The 13,189-nt window shown below is 59.0% G+C and carries 13 protein-coding genes; 11 read left to right on the top strand and 2 right to left on the bottom strand.

The genetic code is table 11. From position 1 onward, the window contains the following. Positions 1 to 17 precede the first annotated feature (17 nt). Positions 18 to 1,103, top strand: a complete 1,086-nt coding sequence (locus AC07VC_RS10530) for a heparan-alpha-glucosaminide N-acetyltransferase domain-containing protein (protein WP_494675312.1) — start codon at positions 18 to 20, stop codon at positions 1,101 to 1,103. Here the strand turns inward: AC07VC_RS10530 and AC07VC_RS10525 are convergent. Both AC07VC_RS10525 and AC07VC_RS10520 read right to left on the bottom strand, forming a co-directional pair. Further along, positions 1,100 to 2,053, bottom strand: coding sequence for an aminoglycoside phosphotransferase family protein (locus tag AC07VC_RS10525; RefSeq protein WP_494675313.1), 954 nt, complete (start codon positions 2,051 to 2,053; stop codon positions 1,100 to 1,102). The two genes, AC07VC_RS10530 and AC07VC_RS10525, sit on opposite strands and share 4 nt — an antisense overlap. After that, positions 2,053 to 2,733 (bottom strand): hypothetical protein, encoded by a 681-nt coding sequence (locus AC07VC_RS10520; RefSeq protein ID WP_494675314.1) that lies wholly within the window; start codon positions 2,731 to 2,733, stop codon positions 2,053 to 2,055. The genes AC07VC_RS10525 and AC07VC_RS10520 overlap by 1 nt, the downstream gene beginning before the upstream one ends. Positions 2,734 to 3,319: 586 nt before the next feature. Between AC07VC_RS10520 and AC07VC_RS10515 the strand changes: the two genes are divergently transcribed. From AC07VC_RS10515 to AC07VC_RS10470, 10 genes are all read left to right on the top strand, one after another. Next, positions 3,320 to 3,541, top strand: coding sequence for a hypothetical protein (locus AC07VC_RS10515; protein WP_494675315.1), 222 nt, complete (start codon positions 3,320 to 3,322; stop codon positions 3,539 to 3,541). 224 nt (positions 3,542 to 3,765) lie between these two features. After that, on the top strand, positions 3,766 to 4,341 hold the full coding sequence (locus AC07VC_RS10510; protein WP_494675316.1) for a hypothetical protein: 576 nt from the start codon (positions 3,766 to 3,768) through the stop codon (positions 4,339 to 4,341). Between the two features lie 148 nt (positions 4,342 to 4,489). Beyond that, the gene (locus AC07VC_RS10505; protein ID WP_494675317.1) at positions 4,490 to 5,050 is read left to right on the top strand and encodes a hypothetical protein; all 561 of its coding nucleotides are present in this window, start codon (positions 4,490 to 4,492) and stop codon (positions 5,048 to 5,050) included. A 192-nt stretch (positions 5,051 to 5,242) separates the two neighbouring features. Further along, on the top strand, positions 5,243 to 5,848 hold the full coding sequence (locus AC07VC_RS10500; RefSeq protein WP_494675318.1) for a hypothetical protein: 606 nt from the start codon (positions 5,243 to 5,245) through the stop codon (positions 5,846 to 5,848). Between the two features lie 112 nt (positions 5,849 to 5,960). Then, on the top strand, positions 5,961 to 7,136 hold the full coding sequence (locus AC07VC_RS10495; RefSeq protein WP_494675319.1) for a hypothetical protein: 1,176 nt from the start codon (positions 5,961 to 5,963) through the stop codon (positions 7,134 to 7,136). Between the two features lie 106 nt (positions 7,137 to 7,242). Further along, positions 7,243 to 7,842: a hypothetical protein gene (locus AC07VC_RS10490; protein ID WP_494675320.1), complete on the top strand. Its 600-nt coding sequence runs from the start codon at positions 7,243 to 7,245 to the stop codon at positions 7,840 to 7,842. A 114-nt stretch (positions 7,843 to 7,956) separates the two neighbouring features. Further along, positions 7,957 to 9,039 (top strand): hypothetical protein, encoded by a 1,083-nt coding sequence (locus AC07VC_RS10485; protein ID WP_494675321.1) that lies wholly within the window; start codon positions 7,957 to 7,959, stop codon positions 9,037 to 9,039. A gap of 614 nt (positions 9,040 to 9,653) precedes the next feature. Next, on the top strand, positions 9,654 to 11,840 hold the full coding sequence (locus AC07VC_RS10480; protein ID WP_494675322.1) for a replication initiator: 2,187 nt from the start codon (positions 9,654 to 9,656) through the stop codon (positions 11,838 to 11,840). Positions 11,841 to 12,489: 649 nt separating this feature from the next. Next, the gene (locus AC07VC_RS10475; protein WP_494675323.1) at positions 12,490 to 12,666 is read left to right on the top strand and encodes a hypothetical protein; all 177 of its coding nucleotides are present in this window, start codon (positions 12,490 to 12,492) and stop codon (positions 12,664 to 12,666) included. A 130-nt stretch (positions 12,667 to 12,796) separates the two neighbouring features. Next, a complete protein-coding gene (locus AC07VC_RS10470; protein ID WP_494675324.1) occupies positions 12,797 to 13,186 on the top strand; it encodes a hypothetical protein in 390 nt (129 codons plus the stop codon). The last annotated feature ends 3 nt before the right edge of the window (positions 13,187 to 13,189 follow it).

The following is a 13,189-nucleotide window of genomic DNA, read 5'->3' as shown; positions in this document are numbered from 1 at the left end:
CTGGGTAGGGTGAGGCCATGAGCCCCGTCCGCGACCCGGCCCGACTCCGCGGCATCGACGCGGCCCGCGGGCTCGCGGTCGTCGGGATGATGGCGGCGCACGTCGCGCTCCCGCGCACGCTCGACCTCGGGGACCCCGCGTCGTGGCTCGCCGTCACGGACGGCCGGTCCTCCATCCTCTTCGCGACGCTCGCGGGCGTGTCCATCGCGCTCATGTCGGGTCGGGAGCGTCCGGCGTCGGGCGACGACCTCGCGCGCGTGCGGCTCCGGATCCTGGTGCGGGCCGCCTGCGTCTTCCTCCTCGGCGGGCTGCTCGCGTCCCTGCAGACGTACGTCGCCGTGATCCTGGAGGTCTACGCCGTCCTCTTCGTCGCGGTGCTGCCCCTGCTGCGGTGGCGGGCATCCCGGCTGCTGGCGCTCGCCGGCGCCGGCGCCGTGGCGCTGCCGGTGCTCACGACCGCGCTCACCATCCACTTCGACGGCTCGCTCATGCGGCCGGACCCGTTCGTGCTGCTCGTCGTCACGGGCCACTACCCGGCGCTCACCTGGGTGGCGTTCGCCGTCGCGGGCCTCGGCATCGGGCGGCTCGCGCTCGGATCGACGCGCGTGCAGCTGCTGCTCGTGACGGTCGGGGCGGGTCTCGCCGTGCTCGCGTACGGCGGCTCCGCCCTCCTCGAGGCGGCCGTGCCCGCGCCGCCCCCGGGCTGGGAGTACATCCTGTCGACGACGCCGCACGAGGGATCGCCGTTCGAGGTGGTGGGCTCCGGCGGGACCGCGATCGCGGTCATCGGCCTGTGCCTCCGCGTCGCCGCCCTCCTGCCCGCCGTGCTGGTGCCGCTCGAGGCCGTGGGGCAGCTCGCGCTGACCGTGTACGCCGTGCACATCGTCGTCATCGACCTGCTCGCGCCCGAGGGCGACCTCATCGCGGACGACGGCGCCTACCTCGCGTTCGTGGCGGTCACGGTCGTGCTGTGCCTGCTCTGGACCCGGACCCTCGGGCGCGGCCCGCTCGAGCGCGCGCTGGGGGCCGTGGCCGGGCGGACGTCGGGTGCCGGTGCCCGCGGGCGGCACGACCGCGAGCCCGCAGCCGAGCCCATCCCCTAGACCGGCAGCGGGGTGGTGCCGGCGCCCGGCCCGCCCGCACCGCGCCCGAGTCCCCGGCGGGCGCTCCGGGCGACGGCGCCGATGCGCCCCAGCGCCTCCACCCGGCCCGCCTGCGCGGGCGACGCCGCGTCCCAGGCGGCGCTGAGCGCGCACCACGCCTCCGTCCACGCGAGGACGGCGTCGACGTCCCGTCCCGTCTCCTCCGCCACCACGCGGGCGCGGCGGGCGAGCCGACCGGGCCGCAGGGCGACGGCGGGCGTCGGGTTGCAGAGGACGTTGGCCGTGTCGAAGCCGGGGTCGCCCACGAGCGCCTTGGGGTCGATGGCCCGCCAGGTCGCCGCCTCGTCGTCCCGGGCGTCCGCGCCCTCCCTGGGGAACCGGAGCACGTTGCCGTGGTGCACGTCGCCGTGCAGCACCGCCGCGGGGCCGGAGGCGGATCCGGCGAGGAGCTCGCGGGCGATCCCCGCGCCGCGGTCCAGGGAGCGCGGCAGCGGGCGGACCGGGTCGAGGAGCTCGCGGAACCAGGCGTCGAGCGGCACCGCGTCGGCGACGGCCCGCGGGTCGAGCGCCACGCCGTGGAGGCGCACGGCGGCACGCGCGAGGATCCGCGTCGCCCGGTCGTCGCGCGCGTCCGCGTCGGCGCCGGTCGCGTCGGGCCCGGTCGCGGACGCCTCCCGCTCGAGGATCCCGGGGTCGTCCGCGCGCGCCATGAGCAGGGTCCCGTCGGGATCCGCGGCCAGCACCGGCGCGGCGCCGCGTCCGGCCCACGCGGCCATCAGACGACCGCCCCGCCGCTCCTCCTCGACCGTCGGGACCTTGAGCACCAGGCGCCAGCCGTCGCGACGCACGGGGGCGACCACGCTGCTGGGCGTCCGGAGGAGAGGGCCGTCCGGCTCCAGCCGCCAGCGCGCCAGGAGCGGGGCGAGGTCCGGGTCGGCCGCGGGATCCATCAGAGCCGGATGGAGAGCGGGACGCCCGTGAGCGCCATGATGCCGACGACGGCGCCGATCACGCCGACCCCGAGGAGCACGAGAACCGCGGCGAGCGAGACGCGCGACCGCTCGTACCAGGGGAGGATCCCGCGCCGGCTGCCGCGGAGCTCCGCCATGGTCAGCACCTTCGCCTGCTCCGTGAGCGGGAGGTCGAGGCCGGCCGCCATCGAGCGCATGGTCAGGAGGTCGTACACGTGGCCGCTGAGGCGCAGCAGGAGGCGGCCGTCGACGTCCGTGACGAACAGGCGCGGCTGCGTGTCGAGGGTCAGCCCCTGGTAGACGTGCACCACGAGGAGGCCGTGCACGGCGGTGCGGGCCACGCGCGTCCGGCGCCCGAGGAAGCGCGACTCCACGTCGCCCGTCGCGAGGGTGATGCGCACGTAGGAGGTGAGGTAGAGCACGGCGAGGAGGGAGCCGAGCAGCACGACCACGGCGACGCCGAGGATCACGGCCGCCGCGTTGCCGGTCGGGATCGCGAGCACCAGGAGGGCCGCGCCGAGCGGCACGACGAGCGCGAGCGTCGCGAGGCCGAGCTGGCGCAGGAGCGCGCGGCGGGGGCGGATGAGGGTGGTGAGGCCGTCGTCGCCGTCGACCGGGCGCAGGGGGGAGGCGGGGGCCGGGTCGCCGTCGTGGTGCACGTCGCCTCCGGTCGTCGTCCGGCGCCGTCCTCGCGCCCGTGGCCGCCCGGCACGCCGCCCGTCGCGGGCGGTGGCGCCCGCGACGCGGGAGGGACGACCGGTCCAGCCTAGGTGCGCGCACCTCGACGCGACGTGGGCGCCATGGGGGACAGCTGCGCCCGGTCGGGGTACAACCGGACGCGGACCCGCGCATCGGCGGGCACCGCGGCGGTCGCGACCCGGGACGACGAGAGCCCCGCCGGACCGCGGTCCGTCGGGGCTCTCATCTCGTCTGGCGGAGGATAGGGGATCTGAAGCGCCAAAACAAAATCCCTGGTCAGCAACCAAATCAACGGGCGTCGCAAACCGCCCGCAACTCTAAGCGCAACTCTAAGCGCCGAATCTGCCCCGTAGACGCGCCAAACGGCTCGTGTCAGCCGATAACCGTTCGTATGACTGATCTACAGCTGACAGACGACGAGCGTGACACACGCCGCTCCGAGTGGCTCCATGACTTCCGTGGACGCACTCAGGGCCTCGGCCTGCCCGTCCCGTTCGCCCTGTCCAGGTCAGTCGCATCGGAGAACACCTACAGAGAGGCACGACCATGAGATACCCGAACGCCGAAGAGAGCAACCGCATGAGACTAGAAGCGATGGAAGGGGAGATGTTCGCTGACATCCGGGAAGGCAGAGACGTGTACCGGGCAACACCTGACGCATCATCAAGCTTCGCTGACATGCTCAACTCCCGCGGAGACGTGAGTGACCCGTCTGTAGACCCAGACCCAGAGGCAACTGCCTGGCTGAAAAGAACTCGTGGATATTGAGATATTTCTCAAGTATCGTCCGAAACATGAGCATGTGAACCGATACTGTTCTATGAAGGCGCTTGATACCCGCCTTTATAAGTTCTGACACGAACACTTAAAACCCCCTTAGCGCAAACTGAGGGGGTTTTTTGCTGCCTCCACGCGAGAATAGCGCAGTTCTGCCGATAACTACTTATAACAGCACACAACGTGTTGTCGTGTCTTACTTATGGAGTATCATCATGAACAACTTATTACAACTCAACCAAGTATCATCCCGCAAAATCCTTGACGCAACTGAGGTTGCCATTGAGTTTGTGAAGTCAACATCGGTATCACCTGAGGGCCTAGTAACGAGCTTCGTGAAGACAACTCCACACCCATTCCTGAACAACGCGATCAACGTTGTTGTTGACTTGACGTTTAATCGTCCTGACCTCACCGACTTCATCACAGCTGAACACTACGATTACTTTGAGAGCCAAACTCTTACCTTTGAACAAGGAGAAGAGTTAGCTCGGGAAATCAACACTAGTGTCTACGTTGCGCTGAACGAGAGAGTACATCAGAGCGGCTGGGGCTCATTCGCAACATCAACGCTGAAAGGCGCTGTAGCAGGGGTCTGTGTTGATGCTATCTTCGGAGAGCACATGGATTCAGACTTTCAAGCAGAGGCCGACAGCTTCTTCCTTGAAGAAAATGGAACTCTCATTCGTGTCTTCCTAAATGTGGAGATTGAGAACTACAAATATGAACCATACAACACCAGTGAAGTCCTAGCTGCCTACGCAGAGAAGATTGGTCTTGACAAGAAATAACGTACTACCAAGTAGAGGGCGTCCCCACAAGAGATTGTGTCGGGGCGTTTTCTATTTAACGTGATGCTACCAACTTTGGCAAAGAAGCCGATAACCATGAGTGACAGCACACCTCGTGTTGTTGTGTCTAACTTATTGGAGTATCACCATGAACCATCTCTTGAACCTCAGAGCGTTACCTTTCACAACCCTCAACCGTGGAATCAGCGAACTTCTGGACGAAGGCGGGCCTCTCAGCTCGTTACCTCGTGGCGCAACAGGTTGGTCTCTAGTGACACCTACAACGAACTCCTACCAGCACGACATTTCTGTACTGATTAACTTATTCTTCATGCGTCCAAAGCTGAAGGCTCTAATCACACGCGACCAGTTCAACAGATACGGCAACGACGGCCTGACCTTCCAAGAAGGACAAGAACTCGCTGCTGAAATCAACACTGAGCTACGCAGTGACTACGCCTACGACATCGTGACAAGTGAGTGGATGACGGAAGCTGTACAAGCGATCAAACGTGTCGTCGCAGAGGCTTACGTGGCAGGGGTCTTCGGAAGCTCCACCGTCTTGCGTGACAAAGACAACACCGTTGATGCGTTCCTCAAAGTTGTTGAGAACGACATTGACATCACGTTTGATGTACGTTTCCCAGGTGACACTGTGAACCGTCAAATCTTCAAGACTCAGGAAGTCATTGCTGCCTACGAGAACTGAAGCAACGAATAAGAAGATCAACCGCAGTAGCAGAAAGCGTCCCCACGAGAGATTGTGTCGGGGCGTTTTTTGTTACCTAAAGTCAGGTGATTCCAGCTCGGTGCGAAGAAAGTTTCAAGGAAATGCGCGAAATGGTCTAAGAAAGACGAAATGTGTGTTATGATAGTGAAACACCAAACAAAGGAGCACGAAATGGCTACCAATAGCCTGGAGAAAATGTCCAAGGAGCATGAAGCTCAGATTCAGCAGCTCAGTGAGATGGGCTTAGATGTTGCGGTCGTCAACCCTGACAAGTTTGACGTGAGTGGCGGTTTAGACCAGCTGATTAAGCTCGCAGTGGCTTCTGGATACTACAAAGAAAATGCGACGACAAAGACTCTGAATGCTGTGTGCCGGGTGGTAGAGTCCGAGCAAATCCCACTAGGGTTATGGGGCAAGAAGTTCAACGGGTATCGCGTCGGATACAAACTAGACGAAGAAGGCGTTCCGGAGTTTTCAATCTGCCTGACGAGTGTACGAGACAACCCTGATACTCCTTATCTGCGCTCATGGATTGCTAGTGCGCAGGTACAGGATGAGATGAGTCCCTTCGGGTTCCAAGGTCGTATCACTGACTTGTTGATGCTTGTGTATCGGCGCAAGTGCCTGGAAGTGCGTGTCTCGCAGCTTCTGACAGACAAAGCAATCGTGAACGAGTCCGAGCAAGTAAAGTTCATGGATGGATTCGCTACTACCATCGTCTTATCATCGCGAGCAGACAAGCCGCTCGTCAGTGGCTATAGATACCCCAGAGCGTAACCACGGCTAAACGAAACCTGACCTACATCCACAACCGGATGCGGGTCATTTCGTTTTTAAAGGCGTTCTTGAACCGATAACGGTCGTACCACTAACGAAAGGTACGACCACCATGCTCAAACACTCACGCCTCCCGCGCTACCTCGCAGCGCTGCTGGGCCTGTCCCTCATCCCGTTGCTTGCTGCTCCTGCGTCTCCGGCTCTCGCTGCTCCTGTAGACGACGACCGATGGGTAGGTCAGCAACTCGTCAACACAGACGCAACTGCCTCCATCGGGTCCTTCGCGTTCGCGCACACGCGCCCCACGTATTTCTCTGACACTGAGGGCTCCGTGGATCCTGGTGAGCGCTTCGCGTTCCTCGGGTACGGATCTGTACCTTCGTTCTTCAACCGAGTAGAGACCACAGAGCGTCATCTGAGGTTCACGAACACCACCGGCGCAGCGTTCACCGTCACAGACCTCAGCGCCCGCACAGTTCAGCCTGAGCTTCCAGGGGACTCTCTCACCACACAGGTCACCCCGGACGGCACAGACGTAGCTGATGAGCTTTTGAGCGACGTTGTAGTACCAGCAGGGGAGACAGTCACCGTGGACTTCACCACCACAGACACCCTCGTGAGCACCGTCCGCACCAACGCTGACGGCCGACTCACCGGCATGGGGACTGTCACGCTCTTCACTGCGACCGTGGACGGCCGGGAGTACACCTTCACCGAGACAGATGCCTTCGGATCCGTCCGTGACTTCCCGTTCATGACACCCAACCCAGCCGTGTCCACAGACGACTTCTTCGGTGACTGTTCCCAATCCACCGTGCCAGGCGGCGACCTCGGCATCTGTAGTTTCTTCGGCAACACTCAGGTGTCTGTAGACGCGTCTTTCTACCCGTTCGTTCCTCCTGTGACCCCGACACCTGAGGTCCCTACTGAGCCTGAGACTCCTACGGTCCCTGAGGTCCCTACTGAGCCGGAGACTCCTTCGGTCCCTGAGGTTCCTACAGAGCCGCAGACACCTACCGTCCCTGAGGCTCCTGTAGCAGTCCCGCCGGTCGTCCTCACCCCAGAGGTCCCGGAGGCTGTCACGCCGCTCGTACCCGCTCCTGAGACGCCTGCTGTGGACGCTCCTGTGACGCAGCCAACCGAGACACCTGCTCCTGTCGCAAGCTCCAACGTCCTCCCGAAGACAGGTACTGACTCCGTGTTCAGAAACGCATGGGCTGCTGTTGTGTTCCTCATCGCTGGCGCATCACTGTTCATCGTCAGAAAGGCACTCCTGAAACAGAACTAGTTTGTTTTAAGCGCTATCGCCTCCTATTTGTGACCATTTAGGGGGCGTTCGCTTTTTAAAGACGGTAGTGACCGATATAGATGAGACACTAACGAAAGGCACCATCATGAAGTTCATCAAATCCTTTTTTGCGTTCATCGGCTTCGCGCTCACCGTCGTCGCCGGTCTCGTCCTCTTCAACTCCTGCTCGTCGGACGTTGCTGACGACTACAAGGCACCTGACCGGAACCCTGGCTACGTCGGCGTACCAGAGGACCAGAGCAACACGCCGGAAGCCCCAGAGCCGTCCGCAGAGCCGTCCGTGACTGTGACCGATCCCACCGCCGTCCAGTTCTCGGCGTACGTCACAGAGGTCACTGCTCCTGTCGGCTTCTCCACGGACACCACACAGAGCGATCACCCGTCTTTTGACGTGACATGCCAGGCGTCCGTATGTGAGACCACCTACGTACATACGCAAGACCAACTGGACGGGTTCGCTGAGAACTTCACTACGACAACCCTCACTGAGGCTTACATCCAAGCTGTGAAGACCGCGGACCAGACCAACCCGCAGAGCGTCACTGACACGTTCAACGACGTGCTGATAGAACTGACCACCGTGACCTACCTCAACAGCGGCCAGCAATCCGGTGACCAAGCCCCTACCACTCAGGACAGCATCTACAGCATCACCGTCACGAAAGCACCGTCATCCGTGGAATGAGTCCACAGCACGAAATCCCTCACGTCAAAAAAGATGTGAGGGATTTTTGCTTTAACAGCCGATAACGCTTCTACAGCCGTTAGGAACCTCTAACCACTAACAGAAAGCATTATCATGATTAAGTTCGCACGTATCCTTCACTCATCCAAGGCAGCGATTGACCTCGCCAGCATCATGGTGGGCGTAATCATCGTCAGCATCATCGGCGGCGTAATCGCTGCTACGGTTTTCGCGGTCATCCCGTGGGCTCAGGACTCAGCAGCCAAACATCAGCTTGTCAACATCCAAACCGCTCAGTCAGCACAACGGGGCCTCAGCGTTGAAGCAGCAGGCCTCTCATCTGAACCTCAACCAGCTTTCATCTCCGCTCCTTTGGCCTTCATCAACACGTTCGGCGCTAGCTCGGTAAAACCAGCAGCTTCGGGGTCAGCGTCATTCGCTAACCTTCAACAGCTCCAAGAAGCAGGACTCTTCACTACTTCTTCCGGTATTGATACCGCCTCCGGTGGTATGTGGGACAAAGAAGGCCGCATCTGCGTAGTTGCCAGTGACACTGAAACCGGATCATACGATTCAGCTGTTGTCTCCGATTCTGGCCGTACATTCGTAGCTTCCTTCGCTGAGCCAAAACCTATGCTCGCTGAAGTAGGGGATCCTACCTGCCTCGGCTCCATTGAAGCGAACGGTCAGCCCTCCGTCACCAACAACATCTCAGCTACTGGTTCAGCTGTTCCTGCGAAGAACAACGGCAGCTACACAGTCACTGGTTTAGATGGAACTGGCTTCAACTGGTTTGACGACCCGAAATATGACGAAAGCGGAAACTACAACTACACAAAAGGAACATTCAACTTCGTTACAACCATCAAAGTGTCTGCTAACGGGACCTCTGTGGTAGATGTGAAATGGGATGAGAACTACCAAGTTGAGCCGTTGGACAATCCAACGAACTATGTCGCATCAGCGTCTGATAAAGCACTTCTCGCCGGGCAGGTAAAAGCGTACTATCAGTCAATCTTGAGTAAAGAGGATCTGACAGCGCAATGGCAGGGGGCTGATTATCTGACTGTAGATGTGTTAGGGCACTCTGAGCCAACGACTTTGAATGTCAAGCTCTCAGACGGAACAGTTGCTCACTTGTACCTGGGTTATCATAACCAGTCTCAGTACGTTATGACTCAAAACGGGACCTGGTAATGATTGGTCTAGAGCATCACCAGGACTATATATGGAAACTGCGGCGCAGCAACAACCGACTGAAAGGCTGGCTGACTGTCTTCATCCTCATAACGGCCGCGCTGCTGATCGTCGGGGTCATGTCCATCGTGACAGTCACAGAACTCAGTAAATGTCTCGCTGTGTTCCCCGCACAAGTGGAATGTGACTTCACCGTCAATAAGCTGCTGTAGCACCAGCACGAGTCAGACCCTCCAGGCTAAAAAAGTTGGAGGGTTTTTCTCTTTAAAGGCACTTTTCTGTTTTTGGCCGTTAGGAACATGTGACACTAACAGAAAGGCTCCACCATGAAAGTCCAAGTAAAAACCGGCCCCGTATTCCTAGACCTTGACCAAGATCGCAGCATCTGGAAATGTCACTGTGACTGCGGACAAAGCATGACTATCCGGAAGATATATGAGTATGACAAGTTCGCGTCATTCATGAACCATCACAAAAACTACTGCTGATACCAGCACGAGTCAGACCCTCCAAGCTAAGAAAGTTGGAGGGTTTTTCTTGTTAAAGGCGCTTTTCATCATTTTTATGTCGTGCGGCCGATAACTAACAGACACCCGGCCATTAGGAACCTCCACATGCTGAACAATGACACGACGAGTGACGACGAACCCATCTACACCCACCGCCTGAAGTACGCGGACGAGAAGCGACAAGTAGAGCCTGAGATTGTCCTGTCTAAAACGTTCGCTCGTCGCCGGACCTGGAAGCAAGCCAAAGCATTATCCCAGAGCCAGGAGTTCCGCATTCAGTGCGCAGAGGATGGAGTGGACTACGAAGATGTATTGAACCTTAAGTCCTACAGTCGGGCAGACAAGTGCTCAAACCCTCAGTTCCTCCGGGCTGAAAACGCAAAAGGTCAAGTCAAGCAAATAAAACGGGCTTGCGAGATGAACAACCCTGATGACTGTCCTGAGTGTGCTGAGTGGAAGCAGAAAGTCAGACGAGTCCAAATCCTTGACGTTCTGGAATCTGGTGGCATGAACATCGCGCTGTTCACTCTCACCGCCCCGTCCTTTGGTTCTGTCCACCGAGCTACCTGGACGAAGAAGGACGATTACCGCGCCCGCAAGATGGATCCGGCCGAGCTCGCTGACATGAAGGACGCCACACAGGCCGGTAGAGACGGAAGCCGTTGTGACTGTCGCAAGCACCACAGCTACTCAGACCCAGAGGTTGGGACTCCCACCGGCCGCTACAACTACCTTGCCGAGGCTATGTGGTCCCGGAACTTGCCAGCGCTCATGAAGAGCACGGAGAAGAAGCTCAAGGACCACGCCAAGAAGCTCGGCATCCCCAAGCTTTCCATCTTCGGTGTCTACGAGCGTCAGAAGCGCGGAGCCCTCCACGTCCACCTGCTCCTCGCTGTCCCCAACGACCCTGAGGCGTTCACCAAGCTCGTGGAAGACCTCACCCCTGGTCAAGGGAAGTGGAAGCAGCCCACAGCCGCTATCAGCCCTATGGACGTTGCCAGCTACGCCGCCGCTACTAGCTACGTCGCAGCTGACCACGACATGAAGGCCGCCCTCCCAGCCAAAGTCGCTCAAGACGCCCTCACAGCTCTCCCCAGGGATGAGAACGGCAACCCACAGACCACCTGGGGCAGCGTCCGTGACATCCGCGTACTAGAGCCGGACCCTGTGGAAGGGGACACCACAGCCCCAGCCGAGCCCACAGAGACGCCTGAGGACCCCACAGGCGCCCCAGAGGAAGCAGCAGCACCCAAGCCGTTTAACCCGGACTCAGTAGACCTCGTGACGTTCAGCCGGTCAGCCTCCTACCTGGCTAAGTACCTCACGAAGAACAACAGCGCGTTCAGCCCGGAAGCCCTCATACGAGTAGGAGCCGAGTCCAAGCCCCTCCGCGCGCACTACAGCCGTCTACGCCGGGCATCCCTGTACCTCCTCGTAGAGCAGCGCCTGAGAGCCGCACAGACCAAGGAACGCGAGAGGTACATAGAGAGGCTTCTGAAAGACCCAACCGAGTACATCAACGTGCTCAAAGGCCGGACCGGGAAGAAGTACCTGATCCTCAGGCCGATCCCCACAGTCGGCTACACACCAGAGCTAGGGGCATACGTGAGCGCCTACACCGCACAGACGCGCCGCCTGGCAGAAGCCCCGTACCTTCCCACGGCGCTCGGATTCTGGGTCGTCCACCACCTCCGTAACCGGAAGATCGGAGCGGTTGATCTACAGCTACTGATTGAGAAGACCACGTTGCCAGGGCAGAAAACCAACCCCTACGAACTGCTCGCTACCAAAGTCACGAAACATCGGGTCGTTGGGACGGACGAAGACATGGACGGCAGAACCAGGAACGTACTGGAACCTGTTGAAGGGCACGGAGGGCAGGACCCCAACCAACCACCGCTGAGCGACACCACGCGGAACATGGCAAACGAACAGTTTTTGCCATTGCGCTACCTCGCCATGATGCTGAACCGGACGGCCAGTAACGCTGGTTTCACAGGGTCGCTCGTCACCGCCCATAACTGGACCACATTGACGCAACTCAAAGCAGCACGAGTCGCCTGGTACCTGTCGCAGCACCCGGAAGAAGAGCAGGAGACATGGAAGTGGGATCGCTGGGATGATTCCAAGGAGTTCCTGCCTCAGATCGCTAAAGCGCGAATCAACCGTGAGCTGGCTAAGAAAGCAGGTATGGAGCGGGACACAAGCACATCGGCGCAAGTCCGGGACACAGAGCCGCCGCCCGGTTCAGAGTCAGAAACACCCCCACTCTTCCATCTGGATGAAAACTAAAAGACCTGAGACGGAACTGCCACTCTTTTTACGTCGTCAATCATGGCGGCGTTATTTGTCGTGCCCCCGTGCCGTAGAAATAGAGACATGAGCACGGGCAACCGGACGCGGAAGGCTGACGGCGTGCGCAGCTAAGCCGGGAAGCCGTGAGCGGAAGGGCAGCACGGGTGAAATGACGCTGTTTCACAGGCCGGGTGGTCGGGCGCAGCCCGGCCGCCCCTTGATTAACAAAGTAAAAAAGGCGACAGCCCGGAAAAGGTAGTTTTGGGGAGAATCAGCAGATAAGGGAAGAAAGAAGGGAGGTGAATCATGACACAAGAACTATCAAGGGAAAGACGAGCACTGTACAACTCGGAAGTGATCGCAGCAGATATTGCGCGTAGGAACAACCGGCTTGATATTGCTGCTGACCACGATGCTAGAGCCCAAAGGATTGAACACGGTGCTTTCGCTGTATATGAGGGGGAGGACAACTACGGGGACCCGGAACAGCTCGTTATCCCCACTCACGATGCTTACGGGAATCCCATTTACGGGGAAGGTCCGTGGCTGTAACAGAAGTTTTATGAGCAGTTTTTGGTTTTAGGCGCTTTTCTTTGTTTTGCCCGTTAGGGATATTGAACAGGCAAGACTAACAGAAAGCAGCATCATGAACTTCCTCAGCTTCGCATCCAAGCACGTCGTATCCGCAATCATCGCAATCTTCGTCGTTATGTTCCTTCTCAACGCGTTTGGTGTTGCGGCGGATAATGTGGCCGGTATCGGTGATTCCCTCACGAACTACACAGACAGTTTCAAGTCCGTCAGTTCCGGTTCTTATCACTAGACGACAGGCGAGATTAACCCCGATCTAACACGTCGGGGTTTTTCTTTGCCATTTTGTGCCAGAAATAGAAAAGTGTGCCGATAAGTATTTATACCTCAACAACGAGGGTCACTTAACAGAAAGATATATCATGCTCGCATTAGATTCAAACAAATACAAAGCCTTCACTGGTTCAAAGCCACAGGTGAAAGCACAAAACGTTCACGTTGACAACGCTCCTGCTAATCACGTCCCTGTACAGGAGTTAGATAAGGTTTCTAACCTTCCATTGTGGAAAGTGGCTATTGAGTTGATCAACGAGGTTGACGGCTCAGTTGAATCAGTCACTATTAAAATCGCGTCAGTCAAAGAACCTGTTCTAGAGCCGCGAACTGACTACAAGCTGTCTGGCGATTTCGTTGCTGCCGCCTGGTTGAACAACAACCGTCCAGCTATCAGTTACAAGCTCATCGGTGAACTTGTCGCTGCTAACGGTGGCAAGGCTTTCCCGCCAGCACCTAAAGCTGACAACCACAACTGAGAG

It is taken from the genome of Clavibacter sp. GW821-FHT01D01 (assembly GCF_059422605.1).
The sequence above is the reverse complement of the archived record's forward strand: the minus strand, read 5'-3'. Positions and strand labels throughout refer to the sequence as shown.